The 18,031-nt window shown below is 55.0% G+C and carries 23 protein-coding genes and 1 pseudogene; 2 read left to right on the top strand and 22 right to left on the bottom strand.

The window, feature by feature from the left end; translation table 11 throughout:
- The first annotated feature begins 74 nt into the window (after positions 1-74).
- Both ACFQ95_RS22060 and ACFQ95_RS22055 read left to right on the top strand, forming a co-directional pair.
- On the top strand, positions 75-962 hold the full coding sequence (locus ACFQ95_RS22060; protein ID WP_422834497.1) for a LysR substrate-binding domain-containing protein: 888 nt from the start codon (positions 75-77) through the stop codon (positions 960-962).
- A gap of 113 nt (positions 963-1,075) precedes the next feature.
- The gene (locus ACFQ95_RS22055) at positions 1,076-2,578 is read left to right on the top strand and encodes an FAD-linked oxidase C-terminal domain-containing protein (RefSeq protein WP_422834495.1); all 1,503 of its coding nucleotides are present in this window, start codon (positions 1,076-1,078) and stop codon (positions 2,576-2,578) included.
- 28 nt (positions 2,579-2,606) lie between these two features.
- Here the strand turns inward: ACFQ95_RS22055 and rffA are convergent, their stop codons facing one another.
- The 22 genes and pseudogenes from rffA to ACFQ95_RS21945 form a co-directional block, all read right to left on the bottom strand.
- A complete protein-coding gene (rffA, locus tag ACFQ95_RS22050) occupies positions 2,607-3,761 on the bottom strand; it encodes a dTDP-4-amino-4,6-dideoxygalactose transaminase (protein ID WP_422834493.1) in 1,155 nt (384 codons plus the stop codon).
- Between the two features lie 37 nt (positions 3,762-3,798).
- Positions 3,799-5,871: a hypothetical protein gene (locus ACFQ95_RS22045; protein WP_422834492.1), complete on the bottom strand. Its 2,073-nt coding sequence runs from the start codon at positions 5,869-5,871 to the stop codon at positions 3,799-3,801.
- A gap of 109 nt (positions 5,872-5,980) precedes the next feature.
- Positions 5,981-6,874 (bottom strand): class I SAM-dependent methyltransferase, encoded by an 894-nt coding sequence (locus tag ACFQ95_RS22040; RefSeq protein WP_422834490.1) that lies wholly within the window; start codon positions 6,872-6,874, stop codon positions 5,981-5,983.
- Positions 6,871-7,302, bottom strand: a complete 432-nt coding sequence (locus tag ACFQ95_RS22035; RefSeq protein WP_422834489.1) for a GtrA family protein — start codon at positions 7,300-7,302, stop codon at positions 6,871-6,873. Before ACFQ95_RS22035 ends, ACFQ95_RS22040 begins: the two co-directional genes overlap by 4 nt.
- The gene (locus ACFQ95_RS22030) at positions 7,295-8,221 is read right to left on the bottom strand and encodes a hypothetical protein (RefSeq protein ID WP_422834487.1); all 927 of its coding nucleotides are present in this window, start codon (positions 8,219-8,221) and stop codon (positions 7,295-7,297) included. Before ACFQ95_RS22030 ends, ACFQ95_RS22035 begins: the two co-directional genes overlap by 8 nt.
- On the bottom strand, positions 8,218-8,883 hold the full coding sequence (locus tag ACFQ95_RS22025; RefSeq protein WP_422834485.1) for an acetyltransferase: 666 nt from the start codon (positions 8,881-8,883) through the stop codon (positions 8,218-8,220). The genes ACFQ95_RS22030 and ACFQ95_RS22025 overlap by 4 nt, the downstream gene beginning before the upstream one ends.
- A 301-nt stretch (positions 8,884-9,184) precedes the next feature.
- Positions 9,185-10,009, bottom strand: coding sequence for a phytanoyl-CoA dioxygenase family protein (locus ACFQ95_RS22020; RefSeq protein WP_422834483.1), 825 nt, complete (start codon positions 10,007-10,009; stop codon positions 9,185-9,187).
- Positions 10,006-10,950 carry a glycosyltransferase family 2 protein gene (locus ACFQ95_RS22015; protein WP_422834482.1) on the bottom strand — a complete coding sequence of 315 codons (945 nt, stop codon included), beginning with the start codon at positions 10,948-10,950 and terminating at the stop codon, positions 10,006-10,008. The genes ACFQ95_RS22020 and ACFQ95_RS22015 overlap by 4 nt, the downstream gene beginning before the upstream one ends.
- Positions 10,947-11,645 carry a WbqC family protein gene (locus ACFQ95_RS22010; RefSeq protein WP_422834480.1) on the bottom strand — a complete coding sequence of 233 codons (699 nt, stop codon included), beginning with the start codon at positions 11,643-11,645 and terminating at the stop codon, positions 10,947-10,949. Before ACFQ95_RS22010 ends, ACFQ95_RS22015 begins: the two co-directional genes overlap by 4 nt.
- 216 nt (positions 11,646-11,861) lie before the next feature.
- Complete coding sequence (locus ACFQ95_RS22005) at positions 11,862-12,368, bottom strand: peroxiredoxin (RefSeq protein ID WP_422834478.1); 507 nt, start codon at positions 12,366-12,368, stop codon at positions 11,862-11,864.
- 140 nt (positions 12,369-12,508) lie between these two features.
- Complete coding sequence (gene rpsQ / locus ACFQ95_RS22000) at positions 12,509-12,778, bottom strand: 30S ribosomal protein S17 (RefSeq protein ID WP_422834476.1); 270 nt, start codon at positions 12,776-12,778, stop codon at positions 12,509-12,511.
- 10 nt (positions 12,779-12,788) lie between these two features.
- Positions 12,789-12,995 (bottom strand): 50S ribosomal protein L29, encoded by a 207-nt coding sequence (gene rpmC / locus ACFQ95_RS21995; RefSeq protein WP_422834474.1) that lies wholly within the window; start codon positions 12,993-12,995, stop codon positions 12,789-12,791.
- Positions 12,996-13,010: 15 nt separating this feature from the next.
- Positions 13,011-13,427, bottom strand: coding sequence for a 50S ribosomal protein L16 (gene rplP, locus ACFQ95_RS21990; RefSeq protein ID WP_422834473.1), 417 nt, complete (start codon positions 13,425-13,427; stop codon positions 13,011-13,013).
- A gap of 2 nt (positions 13,428-13,429) precedes the next feature.
- Positions 13,430-14,335 (bottom strand): 30S ribosomal protein S3, encoded by a 906-nt coding sequence (gene rpsC / locus ACFQ95_RS21985; protein WP_422834472.1) that lies wholly within the window; start codon positions 14,333-14,335, stop codon positions 13,430-13,432.
- Positions 14,336-14,349: 14 nt separating this feature from the next.
- A complete protein-coding gene (gene rplV, locus ACFQ95_RS21980) occupies positions 14,350-14,679 on the bottom strand; it encodes a 50S ribosomal protein L22 (protein ID WP_056667645.1) in 330 nt (109 codons plus the stop codon).
- A gap of 9 nt (positions 14,680-14,688) precedes the next feature.
- Entirely contained in the window at positions 14,689-14,967 is a 279-nt protein-coding gene (gene rpsS, locus ACFQ95_RS21975; protein WP_422834469.1) for a 30S ribosomal protein S19, read from the bottom strand.
- Between the two features lie 10 nt (positions 14,968-14,977).
- A complete protein-coding gene (gene rplB, locus ACFQ95_RS21970; RefSeq protein WP_422834467.1) occupies positions 14,978-15,802 on the bottom strand; it encodes a 50S ribosomal protein L2 in 825 nt (274 codons plus the stop codon).
- Between the two features lie 2 nt (positions 15,803-15,804).
- Positions 15,805-16,119 (bottom strand): 50S ribosomal protein L23, encoded by a 315-nt coding sequence (gene rplW / locus ACFQ95_RS21965; RefSeq protein WP_422834465.1) that lies wholly within the window; start codon positions 16,117-16,119, stop codon positions 15,805-15,807.
- The gene (gene rplD / locus ACFQ95_RS21960; RefSeq protein WP_422834464.1) at positions 16,116-16,736 is read right to left on the bottom strand and encodes a 50S ribosomal protein L4; all 621 of its coding nucleotides are present in this window, start codon (positions 16,734-16,736) and stop codon (positions 16,116-16,118) included. The genes rplW and rplD overlap by 4 nt, the downstream gene beginning before the upstream one ends.
- A complete protein-coding gene (gene rplC / locus ACFQ95_RS21955; protein ID WP_422834462.1) occupies positions 16,736-17,410 on the bottom strand; it encodes a 50S ribosomal protein L3 in 675 nt (224 codons plus the stop codon). The genes rplD and rplC overlap by 1 nt, the downstream gene beginning before the upstream one ends.
- A 213-nt stretch (positions 17,411-17,623) precedes the next feature.
- Positions 17,624-17,938, bottom strand: coding sequence for a 30S ribosomal protein S10 (rpsJ, locus tag ACFQ95_RS21950; protein ID WP_019575636.1), 315 nt, complete (start codon positions 17,936-17,938; stop codon positions 17,624-17,626).
- An 18-nt stretch (positions 17,939-17,956) separates the two neighbouring features.
- Positions 17,957-18,031 (bottom strand): annotated as a pseudogene (locus ACFQ95_RS21945) (elongation factor Tu); the annotation flags it as partial.

Here is an 18,031-nt window from a genome sequence, read left to right as displayed (position 1 = left end):
GAGCAAAAAGGGGTTGATTCTAGAGGCTACGAAGACAGCTCTACGGCGCCCTGCTGGCAGCGACAATATGCACCATGGCCGTCGCCCGCATCCCCCCTATCCAATGCCTCTTGACCTTCGAGGCGCTGGCACGCCTGCGCAGCGTGACGCAGGCCGCCGAAGAGCTGTGTGTCACGCCCAGCGCCGTGAGCCACCGCGTGAAACAGCTGGAGCAAATCATAGGCCTGCGGCTGTTTGGCCGGGCCGACTATTCACTGACCACCGAAGGCAATGAATACCTGGCCCATGTGCGCGAGGGGTTGGCGATTCTGGAGCGTTTCCCCAGCGCGCAGTCGGCCCCCGGCAAACGCAAGCTGCGCCTGGCGGTGACGCCGACGTTCGCCCGTTCTATACTGATTCCACGGCTGCGCCAGTTCACCGAGGCCTACCCCGAGATCGACCTGACGCTACAGGTGTCCATCCCCTTGCTCGACGTGATTGCCGAAGACGCCGACCTGATGATCCGCTTCGGCACCGGTCGTTATGCCGATGTGGAACACGTCTGCCTGATGCACGACGAAGTCACGCCGCTGGCCTCGCCCGCGTTTGTGCGCGAGCACGGCCCGTTTGAAGCCGCCGAAGACCTGCAAGCCCTGCCGCTGCTGCGCTCGCCACTAGACCCTTGGCGCACCTGGTTCAGCGCACAAAAGCTGGACTGGCCCGAGCCCCTGGAGGGCTCGCAGTTCAACGACGTGGGCCTGATGTGCGACGCCGCTGCCGCCGGCATGGGGGTGGCGCTGGTGCGCCTGAAGCTAGGCGCACCCTGGCTGGACAACGGCACCCTGGCGCGCCTGGGCACCAGCCCGGCCTTTGCGCAGCAAGTGCCCAGTCCACACGCCCACTATTTGTGTTGGCGCACCGGCACCATGGACCGCTGGGAATGCACGGCGTTTGCCGAGTGGCTGAAGAAGGTTGTGGTTTAGAACGCGCTGCCAGATTGAGGTGTGGCGCTTTTTTCACAAAGCCGCACCGGATTCTTCAATCCCGAAATGGAACGATTGGCGTACAGTGACCGCTCCACTTTCCGCCCCCGCACATGAACGCTGCCGCCTCCCCAACGCAACAAGAATTGCTACAAAGATCAGAGCTGCAGTCGCAGGTGGTCAAAGCGCTGTTGGCCGATTTACCTTCGCATGCTTTGTTGTGGCACACCGAGGACACCACACCCTACGAGTGTGACGGCCTGACGGCCTACCGCCAGCGCCCGCTGGTGGTGGCACTGCCCGAAACCCATGCCCAGGTGCAGGCCGTGCTGCGCACCTGCCATACGCTCAACGTGCCCGTGGTGGCGCGTGGTGCCGGCACCGGCCTTTCGGGCGGGGCCATGCCGCATGCCAACGGTGTCACCTTGTCGCTGGCCAAGTTCAACCGCATCCTGAAGGTAGACCCGACCAGCCGTACCGCCGTGGTGCAAGCCGGCGTGCGCAACCTGGCCATCAGCGAAGCCGCCGCACCCTACGGCCTGTATTACGCGCCCGACCCGTCGAGCCAGATCGCCTGCACCATAGGCGGCAACGTGGCGGAAAACTCGGGCGGCGTGCATTGCCTGAAGTACGGCCTGACCGTGCACAACGTGCTGAAGGTCGAAGGCTTCACCATAGAGGGCGAGCCCGTCACCTTTGGCAGCGATGCCTTGAGCAGTACCGGCTACGACCTGCTGAGTGTGTTGATCGGCTCCGAGGGCATGCTGGCCGTGACCACCGAGGTCACCGTCAAACTGGTGCCCAAGCCGCAACTCGCGCGCTGCATCATGGCCAGTTTTGACGACCTGCAAAAAGCCGGCGACGCCGTGGCCGCCGTCATCGCCGCCGGCATCATCCCCGCCGGGCTGGAGATGATGGACAAACCCATGACCGCGGCCGTGGAAGACTTCGTCCACGCGGGCTACGACCTCAATGCCGAAGCCATTTTGCTGTGCGAGAGCGACGGCACACCCGAAGAGGTGGAAGAAGAAATCGGCCGCATGAGCGAAGTGCTGCGCCGCTGCGGCGCCACCGCGCTGGCCGTCAGCTGCGACGAGGCCGAACGCATGCGGTTTTGGAGCGGCCGCAAGAATGCCTTTCCCGCCTCCGGCCGCATCAGCCCCGACTACATGTGTATGGACTCGACCATCCCGCGCAAGCGCCTGGCCGACATCTTGCTCGCGATTCAGCAGATGGAAAAAACCTACCAACTGCGCTGCGCCAATGTGTTCCATGCGGGCGACGGCAACCTGCACCCGCTGATCCTGTTCGACGCGAACGACCCGGATCAACTGCGCCGCTGCGAACTCTTCGGCGCCGACATTCTGGAGACCAGCGTGAAGATGGGCGGCACGGTGACGGGTGAGCACGGCGTCGGCATAGAGAAACTCAACTCCATGTGTGTGCAGTTCTCGGCGGCGGAGAACGAGCAGATGTTCGGCCTGAAACACGCCTTCGATGCCAAGGCGTTGTTGAACCCCGGCAAGGTCATTCCCACGCTCAACCGCTGCGCCGAGTACGGCAAGATGCTGGTGCGTGGCGGGCAGATCAGCCACCCTGAGCTACCGCGTTTTTAGCGTTTGTCTTGCAGGCGCTACGTCACCGCTAATCGCGCCGCCCCTCGCGGATTGCGGTTCGCAAAACATCAATCACGTGATCTTGCTGCGTTTCCGACAAGCCGACCCAAAGAGGCAATCTAACTAACCGCTCTGACTGGGAAACAGTAACCTCAAGCTCACCATGTGCTCTGGCATAGCGCAAGCCTGCGGGCGAGGAATGCAACGGAACATAGTGAAAAACAGACGCCACGCTTGCACTTCTGAAGCTATCCAATACGAACTGTCGATCGACTTCAGGAGAGAGGACAACGTAGTACATGTGCGCATTGTGAACACACCCCTGCGGAACCACGGGACGCCGCAACCATCCACTGACCTCAAGGTCTTCAAGCAGGTCGTGATAGCGTTGCCAAGCGATTAAGCGCGCCTGAGTAATGCGAACCGACTCCTCCAACTGAGCCCACAGAAACGCTGCGATAAGTTCGCCAGGTAAAAACGAAGACCCAACGTCCTGCCATGTGTACTTGTCTACTTCGCCTCTAAAGAAGCGGCTTCGATCTGTACCCTTCTCTCGAATAATCTCAGCCCTCAAACTTAGCGCAGGGTCATTGACCAACAACGCCCCACCCTCGCCAGAGATCACGTTTTTGGTTTCGTGAAAACTATAAGCGCCAAGCTGCCCAATGCTTCCTAGAGGGCGCCCCTTATAGCTAGCCATCACGCCCTGAGCAGCATCCTCCACCACCGCCAAACCGTGTTTGTCGGCAATGGCCATGATCTGGTCCATTTCACACGCAACGCCCGCATAGTGAACAACAGCAATGGCTCGCGTCCGACTTGTGATCGCTGCCTCGATAAGGCTCTCATCCAAGTTCAGGGTGTCTTCGCGTATGTCGACAAACACCGGTACCCCACCTCGCAACACAAAGGCATTGGCGGTCGAGACGAACGTGTAGGACGGCATGATGACCTCGTCCCCAGGACGAATATCGAGCAACAGCGCAATCATCTCCAAGGCGGCCGTGCAGGAGTGCGTTAACAGGGCCTTTTGGCAGCCGGTGCTTTCTTCCAACCAGCCATGACATTTCGCGGTAAACGGGCCATCACCAGCAAGGCGCCCGTTTTGATGCGCCTCGGCGATGTGGTCAAGTTCTTTCCCCGTCATGTGAGGCCAATTAAACGGGATGTGATTTCTTTTCATGGTGTTCAGGCTCTACCGCTTGTAGAGCTAAAGATGTCTAGCCGCACTGCACTGCCTCAAATCGAGAGGCTTCGGGAACTACTCCCGCGTCATATACCGACATGCTGCCAGCTGAAAATACGGGAGCGGACAAATCTGCGCTCCACGCCACGGGATCGGAAATCGAGACAAAGAACCACCGAATACCGTTTGCACGCAGTAGCAATTTAGCGGCATCCCAATTCGCTGCACTGGCAACACGATTCAGGACATCGACGCGCTCCCCTACGACGCGTTTCACACATTCACCGCGCAGAAGGCGAAGTTCTGTACGGGACAGAAACGCAGGAACACCGGTAAGCGATATCAGTTGGACGATGTCCCAACTGGGGCTCGAAATCGCTTGTCCGCTCATCGCCATCACGTCACCATAATGAGCTCGGCTTTGCATGAAATGGGCCACATCCACCAGACCTGGCTTGATCACCTGGTTATGCATCTGGCCCGCCCCGGGCATATTCAGCAAATCGGGTTTCGCCGGGTTATGTCCTCGGCTCAGGAAAATTGCGGCGCAAAAAACAAGCAATGCTAAAAATACGCAGCTGCAGTCTAGGAACCTAGACAGTTTGCACGAACTCGACAGTAGTCGATATACATAGGCAACACTGCAGGTTCCAACGAAAACGTATAGAAAGAGAAAATGCCTATGTTTATATTCTGTAAGATCACCGTTCGCTGCTGCAGGCGCCAAAAGCATCAGGCCCAAGAAACTTAATAACACGAAGAGCCCAAGCCAGTCCTCTCGGCGCAGCTCCCCCCTGAGCGCCGTCGCCACCGTCAAGACTGGGTACAAGATCGCATAGGCGCCCAGCACTGAGACCAAAACAACCGTCGTCCGAAGAAGCAAGACCCGTAACGTAGGATCGGATGAGAGTGCGAGTTGATGGCCGTTCGCACTGGTAGATTGCAGCGCAAAATTAAGGTATTCGTACGGTTTAGATAGGGTCATCACCCAGGTACGCAGCTCACTAACATAGATAAGCGCTAGTACTCCAATCAGCCCAATTACACCAAGAGCGACGATCAACCACCGTCTCTTGATCCAGGGCTGACACACAAGAAAATACATACTCAACGCAGATAAAAGCAGTAGAAAAAAATGCGCCCGAATCAGGATGAGTGATACAAGTAGAAGCCCCAGCACAGTCACTCGACGGCATGTTCCGCTCTTGGTGTCGAGAGTCGCGCCTGCGCACATGACCATTGCCAGACCAATCGCATAGCCACTACCGGGGGCAATTAGCAACAGCCAGTCAAAGTCAAACCAACCAGACTGCAGCGGTATCCGATAGACAGGTATGGCAGCCACAATCGCAACAGACAAAAGCCCCAGCGCGCGACCGCCCAGTTGAGTCGCAAAAACATAACAACCCAGAGCCGCGATCAAAATGCCCAGCGGCAGAAGAATAGAGGTGGCTAGAACCAATCCACTACCTCCGGTTATAGATTGAAATGCCGCTGGAAGCATGAACGGCGCGTAGTGATAAAACACTCGCCCCACACCAGGTAGCTCCAAGTCCACCCCATTTGCGAATAATCCGCCAAATGAGGAGATGGTTGCGCCATGAATGAAATAGTCGCTCCAAATCGGCAGCGCGCCACTGACTTTAAATGCATACGCTGCAGCAACTGGCACGCGTATAAGCAGCCCCACACCGAGCACAATGACCAATGCGGCCAAGGCGTCAAAGCTTGTATCGGTCGAAACGATTGACTGACGGATAACAGCGCGCGCACGCGGCCATGCGAAGACGGCGAGTAGCAGACCCACAAGCAACTCAAATGCCCAAAGAGCGGGTATCGACAACATCGCGCACAACGCATACATCGGCAACGACAAACAAGCAAAGCCAATGCAGAACGCCGATGGCAGCCTCGCCTTGATGAGCCCCAAGTTGCCGATATGCAGCACCAACAAACCAGCAATGGTTTGAGCCGTAACAACCAGAACGGCAAATAACACAAGCGGAACAGAAACTGTGTGCGTGCCAAACCAATACGCGCCCACGATGAACAACGCCATCGCCAGCACAAAAATCATCGCACCGTGCAACGAGCCGAGTCGATTCATCTCAGACCCGTTCCCAACGGAGGCTGAGGGGTACGGCAAGACTTCCGTGTAAGTAGCGCTGCCTCGACCTGCTCCCCGTCGCAACACACATGCAAGAAGTGACATTCCTTTAATGTCCTCGCGTTGCTGCTGGCTTGGAGGCAACCACCAATCTAGACCCCCCCATCGGCAGATTGAGCCCACCGTCAATCAGTCCGCGCTCGAGCCTCAAGACCTGCTCCAACGCAGCATTCAGACGCGAGGAGATATTGAACTCCGCCAGTGGGTCGAATGCATGCTCCTCTTTTTCTTTACGCTTACCCAGCCTGGAGGCCATCATGGCCGGCAAAAGCAAGCTCACGAACGAAGTACTTCGTTCAATTTTGAAGCCTGCAAGTTCAATCTTGCTGTGCAGTTCCGCTGCGCTATAACGCCGCACGTGACACGCATATTCATCCGTCTCACTCCATAACCACGAGTGCTGAGGCACCGTGATCAAGATGCGACCGCCAGGCTTCAACGCGTCATACATCTGGCTCAACACCTGCTGATCTTCTTCAATGTGCTCAATCACATCAAAGGCACCGATCACATCAAACTCTTCGCGATATGGGATTTGACGTGCATCCATTTGCACGAAGTCAGCCGCAGGAAGCCTCTCCAAGGCAAAACCTAGTCCGGCAACAAAGATCTCGCTTCCCTGCAGACGAGCCTCGGGGTATGCCTTCGCTATACCCGACAAAACATAGGCCGTTCCACAACCGATTTCCAGTAAGGATTTGAAGCCTGGGCAGTACTTGCGGATAGCCCAAAGGATGAGTTGATTTCTGGCACGAAACCAGAAATTGCCCCCCTCCAACCTTGCCAAGTCGGCGTAATATCCCGGCTTAAACCCACCACCGTCTCTAGCGTACTGAGGGGAATATGCAATAAAACCATCGACCTTGGCAGGCGAATATTGACAGCTAGGACACTGTGCCAGTTGGCCATCAAAACTATCACTGCATTGTAGACAGCGCTTCATGGCTGCCCCTTCACTGACAACGTAGACGATGGGAATACAAAGTATCTAAAAGACACAAAAAGAAAAACAGCTACGACAACGATGCTAAAGGCTTGAGCCAGTTGGTGCGGATAGCCCAATCGATCCACCAACACGTATAACAACATAAAGTTCATCAGATATCCAACTGAGTGGGCGAGCATGTATCGAAAGCCCACGGCCATTCCGCGATCTTCATGCTTGAATGTGATTCTGCGGTTACCCCAGAAACCGATGTAGGCTCCCAAAAAATAGAGCACGGTCATCGTGACCTTGGGGCCAACACCAAAATGAGTGATGATGAGGTAGACAAAATAGCCGGCCATGTTGCTGAGCAAGCCAACCAAAGCGTAACTCAGCAACTGTCCGACAAGTCCCCTCCGAGGTATTGTCACTAAACCCTCAGCCATGCGAAAGAATGGCCAGTCCAAAGCCAGTTCTGCCGTAACCGTTGCCGTTATAGAGCATGTAATGCTCGCCGCCATGCTTTAAGACAAACGGGTACTCGATCATCTCGGAATCCCATCCTTGCGATGACACGTCGATTCCGGGAGCATCCAGCTTCATGCGCCAGTGCGACTCATCCATCTGACGCGAGGCATAGCCAATGCGATATGTTTGCCCAAGACCAGTGCGGTAGGAAAACCACATATGCAGCTCACTCCCAAGCTGCAATACAGTCGGTCTTGAAAACGCCTGAGCAACGCCCACTCCGTAGGGGAGGACCTCATCATTTTTCAGCCACCGCTCCCCGTCTTCCGACGAGGCACTCTTGATGACATGCAGCATCTCCCCATTACCGGCATCCCAAGTCAAAGTTGAGCCGTACCACATTTTGTAACCCGTGCCGGAGTCAAGCTGCTCAACCCACGGGTAAGAAATGCTGACGGGATCTCGCTCGTCCAAGGACATAAAAGGATGCTCATTGTCGAGAGACAACCGGTACTCGCTGTCAACACGTAAACGCCCTACCTCGCCATACCAGTGCGCGTCTGCTGGACTACGCCAGCCCATGAACAACATAAATCGCCCCTCGGGCGTTTGATAGCAGTTTCCGATGCTCACGCCATCAACAAAAAAGCTCCCCTCCGGACCGTGCTCAAACAACGGGGCGGAATGCTCATACACAACCTGACGTTTCACAAGATCTATATCGACAGCGCCAACTGACGAGCGATTCCTAGCGTCGCGACCACTGAAGAAAACGCGATACACATCACCATCAAGATGCACTGGGAGCGGGTTGGCAGCGTGGGTCAGGAGCTTCGGATGGCGCTTGTCACCCAATGGACAGTACAGCAAGCCAAGCTTATGCCAGTGCATCTTCATAGATTGCGCAGCCGGTGGCTGGGTACTCGGGAGCGCTCTGTGGCGGTTCCGAGGTAAACGCCGTCAGCCTCCGCATCCGACAAAATTAAGGCCCCCGCGCCGATGACACATCGGTCGCCAATCTTGATACGGTCGCGCAGAGTTGCATTCACGCCGACAAAGCACTGTACGCCGAGCTGTACTCCGCCCGACACCACAACATGTGATGCAAGAAAGCAGTGATCGCCAATCACCGAATGGTGACCAATATGATTGCCGCTCCACAGCATGACGTTGTTGCCAATCTGGACAAACGGCTGAATCGTGTTGTCTTCAAAAATAAAACAGTTCTCTCCGATCGCACCATCGTTGAGTACGGTGGCGGCGGAACTCACATAGCTTGCCAGTCGATAGCCCATTGCCTTGGCATGTGTGTATTTTTCTTTTCGCAAGGCGTTGAGCTTTGAGTAGCCTATAGCGACAAACATCTCGTAGTCTGCCGGCGGATACCTTTCCACCACTTCCTCAAACGCAACCAGCGGAAGTTCACAGAATTGCGACTCATGAATAAACGTCGAATCCACCGTGAAAGCGACGACCTGGTAGTCGGAGTCGAGACGGAAACTGCGATGGGCCAACTGAGCAATGTCTCCCGTCCCAAAGATAACGAGCTTCTTGCTCATGGCGCCTTCCTCACCCATCCGGTGAACACATAGAGCCCAAGATTATGCAACAGTGCCAAACAGATAAAGCGACACCCAAGCTCCAATCAAAACCTTGCCGGAAAGCCCCAACGTTTGCATTCTGAAGTGTCGCCGACGTACGTCACATGCACGTGGGTAGACAGGCCCAACAGGCATGCATCGAGAGCCGATGAGTCTTTTCGCTTCGTCTCGGGCTCCAAGACGATGCACCTCACAGTTGTCAAACGGCGCAAAATCTGGACCTACGATCAGCTGACGTGTCGCATGGAACAAGCTGCTGTTAGCGACGGCGCGAGGCCAAAAACTCAGCAACGCTACTCGACTCTTGATTGCCAAAGCCCAAAATATCACGCGCCTCACCGGTCAAGCCAGTGTCATCGATATTTCCAGGAATTCGAATTTGCTGTTTCAAATATGGAATACTGAAAACATGGTTGACAGCTCGCCGGACGCGATTGCTTGCGTTGTATCCGCCGGAATGAAACAACATACAGTCAAGAAGAATGAATTGCCCCGCTTTGGCTTCAATCTGCTTCGCATTTCTTTCAATGTATGTTGCCGATGGAAAGGCCGCTGATTTATGTGATGCTGGTAGCACAAAAGTAGAGCCATTCTCAGCCGTGAAGTCGTCTAGGCAAAACAATGCGTTGACGGCAAGAGGCGTGGACGAAACAAAATGTTGATACGGTAAATCCCGGTGCCACGCGCCTTGGTTGTAGTTCTGGCGGGAAGGATTTATGACACCATTTTGCTGATTAAGAACAAACTTTCCCGAAATTAGTTGAGTAACAACCGCAAGTAAATTCTTATTAAGTGCAAGGTCTATGAATGACTTTTCGTAGGCCATCAGAAGACGAACGCTATTGTGTTCATTTATCTCTTCAAGAATTTTTTGCCCATACAGATGCACATAACAATCAACAGCAAGGTCAAAATTGCGCTGCAAACTTGATATCTCTTCAGCAGAGTATCCAGACTCCACGACTGCATACCCGAGTTCACGAATTTGCTCCAACACTTCATCGGCGGTGGATTGAACATCTGTTCTTTCACGCACACCATAGGAACACGTTGGCACTGAAGAAAACTCGCCCGGCATACTCATCTCCAGTCCTTCTCAGCCAAACCTTGACCATAAATCTGACGAATAATGGTGTAAGGTCTCTGCTTAACCTCCGAGAATATCTTTGAAACGTAAACCCCTTGCACTCCGATAAAGAAAATAATAAGTCCAGAAAAAAACCAAATCGAAGCGACGATGGAGGTATAGCCATCGGGAGGAGATGATGCAGAAAAATAGCGCACCAATAGATATAGGATGTAGATGACCGCAGTCAGCGAAGTCAGCAATCCTGTGTAAAAAGTAAAGACCAGCGGGAGGCTGCTGAAAGAAGTAACGGCATTTACCAAGTGACTGAGTTTGCGCGAGAACGAATAGGTCGTTGGGCTAGACGAAAGCTTCGTTATCTGCTGACACGTTTGCTTGAAGCCCGTGATGACCCACAAGCCTCCAATATTTAGTTCACGCTCGCGATGGCTCAGCAGCGCATCGACATAACGCCTGGTCATTAGTCGGGCGGTCACGATATTGTCTGGCTGCGAAACACCCGTCATCAGGCGAAACAGCTTATAAAAAATCGGCCCCGATAAGCGCTCAACGATCTGCCCCTTTCGTTTGCCTTGAACGCCAAAAACCACGTCGCAATCGTCTTGCACCATGGTTTGAGAAAAGGATAACAGCCACTCCGGCTCCTCCTCAAGATCGCTGTCGATCAGAAACACCCTGTCCCCTTTTGCGACATCAAGTCCTGTCATCATGGCTTTGTGATGCCCAAAATTACGAGAGAGATCAACCACAACGACGTGCCCATCTTCCGACGCGATCTTGGCTGCAACTTCTAGGCTGCGATCTGGAGATCCATCATTGACCAGGATGATTTCGTAGTCGTCTTGGACAACTTGTCGCGCGGCTACCCTCACACGGGCACAAAATTCCGGTATGTAGCGCTCGGACTGATAGAGCGTCGCAACAATAGACAGCCTCATGTTTTCACGTATCTCATGTAGTCGGGTGAATTGCGACCGCAATTAAAAAGTAGATCAAGAATAGAGACGCCGTGTACAAAATCACCCCAAAGCTGGGGATAGACCTTGTATCCGAGATAATCAAACCACCGAAGCGTAATACCTTTATCAGTAAACACCGATTCATCAATATAGTCACGCGCCGCGGGACCAGATATGTATTCTTCCGCACCCGCTTGAACGCAAATGTTCGCGAGTCGTTCGGTTTTTTCGTCTGACAACTCATAGTCAGATGAGCTACTGATGAGCGTTTTGATTTCCAGAAAGCTGCATATGGCTTCTAGAAAACGCCGGTTTACCACTGATAGCAACTCGGACTCATTCGACGCCTGATAAAGCGGGGCTAGCCACGCTGCAATTTCATCGAAATGAGGTGCACGACGGTAGTTTTGCTCTAACGCTTTCCAATGCAAGGCCGACCAATGGCCTCCATCAGTAACGGTCTCATTAATTCGCTGGTTGTATCGCCCTTTGACCTCAACTGGCACTGTCAGCCACTGAGCTCCTTGCGGGGTTTTAATTTGATTCCGGTTGCGCCAATCCCGACGCGTGTACTGCATGTCATCGAAAAGCACGAATTCATCCACGCTAGCAATGAGATCGAAGTACCCTTTCCAAGGGACGTAATTGGACTGAAGGATCGCAATCTTTTTCATTCTTTTTGAGGAACCTTCTAGGGCCATGTTCAAACAACCCTAGTGACGTATGCAGTAAACGAATTTCCCAAGGTTGGAATCATTCATTGTAAGTTACGTCTTTTACTCCCCTCATAGCGAGCACATCGCTACCAATTTGGCGTTACGCGCGTCCCAATGCAACAACGTTGGTATTGACTAAAAGTCAGAGGGTGAGCCCCTCTGACATAAATAATGTCAGCCCTTGGCTTGGCTCAACATCGTGTTGGCGTCGCTCACTTCGAACTTACCGGGGCCTTCGATGTTCAGCGTGCTCACCACACCGTTCTTCACCAGCATCGAATAACGGGCGCTGCGCACCCCCATGCCCTTACCCGTCAGATCCAGGGTCAGGCCGGTGGCTTGTGCAAAGGCGGCGCTGCCGTCGCCCAGCATGCGTACTTTGCCGGCGGTCTTTTGGTCACGCGCCCAGGCGCCCATGACAAAAGCGTCGTTCACGCTGACACACCAGATCTCGTCCACACCAGCGGCCTTCAACGCTTCAGCGTTGGCCACATAACCGGGCACGTGTTGTGCCGAGCAGGTGGGCGTAAATGCGCCAGGCAGTGCAAACAGCGCAATCGTTTTACCAGCAGTTGCCTTGGCCACATCGACCGGGTTGGGGCCTATGCTGCAGCCATTGCCTTCAACTTCCACATATTCCATCAGCGTTGCCGCTGGCAGGGTGTCACCGACTTTGATCATTGAATGCTCCAGTTCTATCAGTCAAAAACAAGCCACGCAAAAAAGCGTCGCCCAAAAACAAAAACGACCCACATTGTGGGTCGTTTTCTAGGCGTTTGCTGAGTGGGCCAAATTAGGCCCAATCGGCATTCGTCTTAAGGTCAGTCAACAATCGCTTTTTGCACCAAGCGGGACACAACCCAGTTCTTGGTCTTGGAGATTGGACGGCTTTCGGTGATTTCGATCGTGTCACCGACCTTGTATTCACCCTTTTCGTCGTGTGCGTGGTACTTGCTGGTCTTGGCAACAATCTTGCCGTAGAGCTCGTGCTTCACGCGACGTTCGATCAAGACCGTCACGGTCTTGCTACGCTTGTCGCTAACAACCTTGCCAATCAAGGTGCGCTTGAGGGATGTCTTAGCTTCCGTCATTTTTCGCTCCTTACTTGGCGGATGACTCAGCCGCTTGCTTCTCGGCAAGAATCGTCTTGGCGCGAGCAATGGCGCGGCGCGTGCTGCGCAGCGTGGCTGTGTTGTTGAGTTGTTGCGTGGCTTTCTGCATACGCAGACCGAAGTGGGCCTTTTGCAAGGACTTCACTTCAGCTTCGAGGCCGGCGACGTCTTTGGTGCGCAATTCAGTAGTTTTCATTTCTGTTTCTCCTGATTACTGACCAACCATACGGGCCACGAAAGTGGTGCGCAAAGGCAGTTTGGCAGCAGCCAAACGGAACGCTTCACGAGCCAATTCTTCGGGAACACCGACGATTTCAAACACGATCTTGCCGGGCTGAATTTCAGCCACGTAGTACTCGGGGTTACCTTTACCGTTACCCATCCGCACTTCTGCGGGCTTTTGGGAGATCGGCTTGTCGGGGAACACACGGATCCAGATACGACCACCACGCTTCACGTGACGGGAAATCGCACGACGTGCGGATTCAATCTGGCGGGCCGTCAGACGGCCACGGTCCGTGCACTTCAGACCGAAGTCACCGAACGCAACCGAGCTACCCCGGGTTGCGATGCCGGTGTTACGGCCTTTTTGCTCTTTGCGGTACTTACGACGCGCTGGTTGCAACATATTTATTCTCCTTTACCGTCAGCCGCATCGGTAGCGGCAGGCGCGGCAACTTTACGTACGCGCTGAACGGTAGATTTCGGTGCCGCAGCACCTGAAGCTTCGGTTGGCTTGTCGCTGCCATCCGCAGGGGCAGCATTGCCACCGGCAGGACGACGTGGCGCACCACGGGTCGAAGGACGATCGCTGCCGCCTGGACGGCCACCACGGTCATCGCGACGAGGACCACGTGGGCGACGTTCTTCGTCGGCACGGGGTTCTTGCGCAACCGGGGCGTCGTTACGACCCAGCGTGTCACCCTTGTAAACCCAGACCTTGACACCAATGATGCCGTAGGTGGTCTTGGCTTCGGACACGCCGTAGTCGATGTCAGCGCGCAACGTGTGAAGTGGCACGCGACCTTCGCGGTACCACTCGCAACGAGCGATTTCGATACCGTTCAGACGGCCAGACGACATGATCTTGATGCCCAGGGCACCCAGACGCATGGCGTTTTGCATGGCGCGCTTCATGGCACGACGGAACATGATGCGCTTTTCGAGCTGCTGGGTGATGCTGTCGGCGATCAGCTTGGCATCGATTTCAGGCTTGCGCACTTCTTCGATGTTCACTGCGACCGGCACGCCCAATTGCTTGGCGAGTTCGCGCTTCAGGTTTTCGATGTCTTCACCCTTCTTGCCGATCACGACGCCCGGACGTGCCGAGAAAATCGTGATGCGGGCATTCTTGGCGGGGCGCTCGATCAGAACGCGCGACACCGAAGCGTTTTTCAGCTTTGCCTTCAGGTACTCACGCACCTTGATGTCTTCGGCCAGCATGCCGGCGAAGTCGGTGTTGCTTGCGTACCAACGGCTAGACCAGTTACGGCTGACCGACAACCGGAAACCGGTTGGATGGATTTTTTGTCCCATATCTTCCGGACCCCTTAGTTGCCAACCGTCACGTACACATGGCACGTGGGCTTGCTAATACGGTTACCACGACCCTTAGCACGGGCTGTGAAGCGCTTGAGCGTTGCACCTTGTTCGACGTAGATGGTTTTCACCTTCAGTTCGTCGATGTCGGCACCGTCGTTGTGCTCAGCGTTGGCGATGGCAGATTCCAGAACCTTCTTGATGATCACGGCAGCTTTTTTCTGCGTGAACTGCAAGGTGTTCAGGGCTTGGTCTACCTTTTTGCCGCGGATCAGATCTGCGACCAGGCGGCCTTTGTCTACAGACAAACGCACGCCGCGAAGGACTGCACGAGTTTCCATGGTCTTTCCTTATTTCCGCACGACTTTTTTGTCGGCTGGGTGACCCTTGAAAGTACGGGTGAGTGCGAACTCGCCCAACTTGTGGCCCACCATTTGGTCGGTGATATAGACCGGTACGTGCTGCTTGCCGTTGTGCACAGCGATGGTCAAGCCGATGAAATCGGGCAAGATCATGGAGCGACGCGACCAGGTCTTGATTGGCTTTTTGTCTTTGGTAGCAACGGCCTTTTCAGCCTTGGCCACCAAGTGATGGTCAACGAAAGGACCTTTTTTGAGTGAGCGAGTCATTGCCTAGCCCTTACTTCTTGCGACGCGACACAACCATAACCTGGGTGCGCTTGTTGTTACGGGTGCGATAGCCCTTGGTCAGATTGCCCCAAGGATCGACTGGGTGACGGCCTTCGCCGGTCTTACCTTCACCACCGCCGTGTGGGTGATCCACAGGGTTCATGACCACACCGCGGACGGTAGGACGAATACCCATCCAACGCTTGACACCGGCCTTGCCCAAACGGCGCAGGCTGTGTTCTTCGTTGGCGACTTCACCGATGGTTGCGCGGCATTCGATATGGATCTTGCGAACTTCGCCAGAGCGCATACGAACTTGAGCGTAAGTACCTTCACGGGCCAGCAGCGTCGCGGAAGCACCAGCGGAACGGGCGATCTGAGCACCGGCACCGGGCTTGAGCTCGATGCAGTGGATCGTCGAACCGACGGGAATGTTGCGGATAGGCAGCGTGTTACCGGCGCGGATCGGGGCTTCAGCACCGCTCAGCAGGGTGACACCGGCTTCTACGCCACGGGGTGCAATGATGTAACGACGTTCGCCGTCTGCATAACACAGCAAGGCGATGTGTGCGGTACGGTTTGGATCGTACTCAACGCGCTCAACCTTCGCAGGAATGCCATCCTTGTTGCGCACGAAATCGACCACACGGTAGTGGTGCTTGTGACCACCGCCGCGGTGACGCGTCGTGATGTGACCGTTGTTGTTACGGCCGGCCTTCTGGAATTGTGGTTCCAGCAAAGCTGCGTGAGGCGCGCCCTTGAACAGGTGATCGCGCGTCACCTTCACCATGCCACGTTGGCCTGGTGAAGTTGGTTTCATTTTAATAACAGCCATGATTACGCGGCCTCCCCGGTCAGGTTCAGCTCTTGACCTGGCTTGAGCGTCACATAGGCTTTGCGAACGTTGTCGCGACGGCCGATGGACTTGCCAAAGCGCTTGGTCTTGCCCTTGGTATTGACCACAGAAACGCCAACCACATCAACCTTGAACATCAATTGCACAGCGGCTTTGATTTCAGGCTTGGTAGCGTCTTGCAGCACCTTGAACGTCACAGCGTTGGACTTCTCGGCAACCATCGTGGCCTTTTCAGACACGATAGGAGCAACCAACACTTGCATCAGACGACCTTCGTCGAACTTAACGGTGCTCATGCAAACATCTCCTTGAGTTTGTCCATGGCAGCCTTCGTGACAAGAACCTTCTTGTAGTGCACGAGCGACACGGGATCAGCGTAGCGTGGCTCGACAACCAGGATGTTCACCAGGTTGCGCGAAGCCAGGTACAGGTTTTCGTCGACTTCGTCGGCAATCACCAGCACCGATGCCAGGTTCATGGCTTTGAACTTGGCAGCCAGAGGCTTGGTCTTGGGGGAGTCAACAGTCAGCGAGTCAACCACAGCCAGGCGGCCTTCGCGGGCCAGCTGCGAGAAGATGGCGGCCATGCCGGCGCGGTACATCTTCTTGTTGATCTTCTGCGTGAAGTTTTCGTTAGGCATGTTCGGGAAAATCCGACCGCCGCCACGCCACAGAGGCGAAGACGTCATACCTGCACGAGCACGACCCGTACCCTTTTGTTTAAAAGGCTTCTTGGTCGAGTGCTTAACTTGTTCACGATCCTTCTGGGCGCGCGTACCTTGGCGAGCGTTGGCCTGGAAGGCCACGACCACTTGGTGCACCAGATCTTCGTTGTAATCACGACCGAAAACGGTTTCAGGCACGTCGATCTTGGACGCGGCTTGACCTTGGTCGTTCAGGAGTTCGAGCTGCATCAGTTCGCTCCTTTAGATGCTTTGACCTTGACGGCTGGACGCACGGTCACGAAGCCGCCCTTAGAACCGGGGATGGCACCCTTGATCAGCAGCAGCTGACGGGCTTCGTCCACACGGATCACGTCGAGGTTTTGGGTGGTCACGGTGACGTCGCCCAAATGGCCCGTCATGCGCTTGCCCGGAAACACGCGACCTGGGTCTTGAGCCATACCGATAGAGCCAGGAACATTGTGCGAGCGGCTGTTACCGTGCGATGCACGTTGCGAGCTCATGTTGTGGCGCTTGATGGTACCGGCGTAACCCTTACCGATCGACGTACCTTGCACGTCGACCTTTTGGCCAACAGCAAATACGGCGGCCACCGGCACGGAAGCACCAGCTTGGTACTGACCTGCGGCTTCAGCGGTAACGCGGAATTCTTGGGTGATTTCACCGGCTTCAACACCGGCTTTGGCCAAGTGGCCAGCGGCTGGCTTGGTGACGCGGGAAGCCCGGCGTGCGCCAAACGTGACCTGCAAGGCCACGTAGCCGTCGTTCTCTTGGGATTTGATCTGGGTTACGCGGTTGTTGGACACATCCACCACCGTGACAGGCACTGCGTCCCCGTCATCGGTGAACAGACGCATCATGCCCACTTTGCGACCCAGCAACCCTAGGGAGTTGCTTTGACTCATTGTTTTCTCCATGACTCCCACCCAAGCAACTGCAATTGGCTACTTGGTTTTGTGTGTGAGAGAGGTTAATAAAACTCTGCACCTACCATTTTTATGGCTTGCGCACGAAGGCGCACTTGGCACAGAGCCAAAAATTATAACGCGAACTATGCTTTTCAGCAAGTTCGCGTTATTTAACACCTAGACCGGCCATTGCGGGACCGGCCTACTGTCTTATTGCAGCTTGATTTCGACGTCGACGCCGGCTGGCAAATCGAGTTTCATCAGAGCGTCAACAGTCTTGTCCGTCGGATCGACGATGTCCATCAGACGTTGGTGAGTGCGGATTTCAAACTGGTCGCGGCTCGTCTTGTTGACGTGGGGCGAACGCAGAATGTCGAAACGCTTCATGCGCGTCGGCAGTGGCACGGGGCCCTTGACGATTGCGCCGGTGCGCTTGGCGGTGTCCACAATTTCAGCGGCCGATTGGTCGATGAGCTTGTAGTCAAACGCCTTCAGGCGGATGCGGATTTTTTGCTTGGTAGACATGGTAATTCCTTCTTTGAATTACGCGATGATCTTGGCCACAACGCCAGCGCCAACGGTCTTGCCGCCTTCGCGGATAGCGAAACGCAGGCCTTC

The sequence above is a fragment of the Variovorax sp. HJSM1_2 genome (assembly GCF_049316285.1).
Classification (GTDB): domain Bacteria; phylum Pseudomonadota; class Gammaproteobacteria; order Burkholderiales; family Burkholderiaceae_C; genus Rhodoferax_B.
This window is presented reverse-complemented; position numbering and strand designations above follow the sequence as displayed.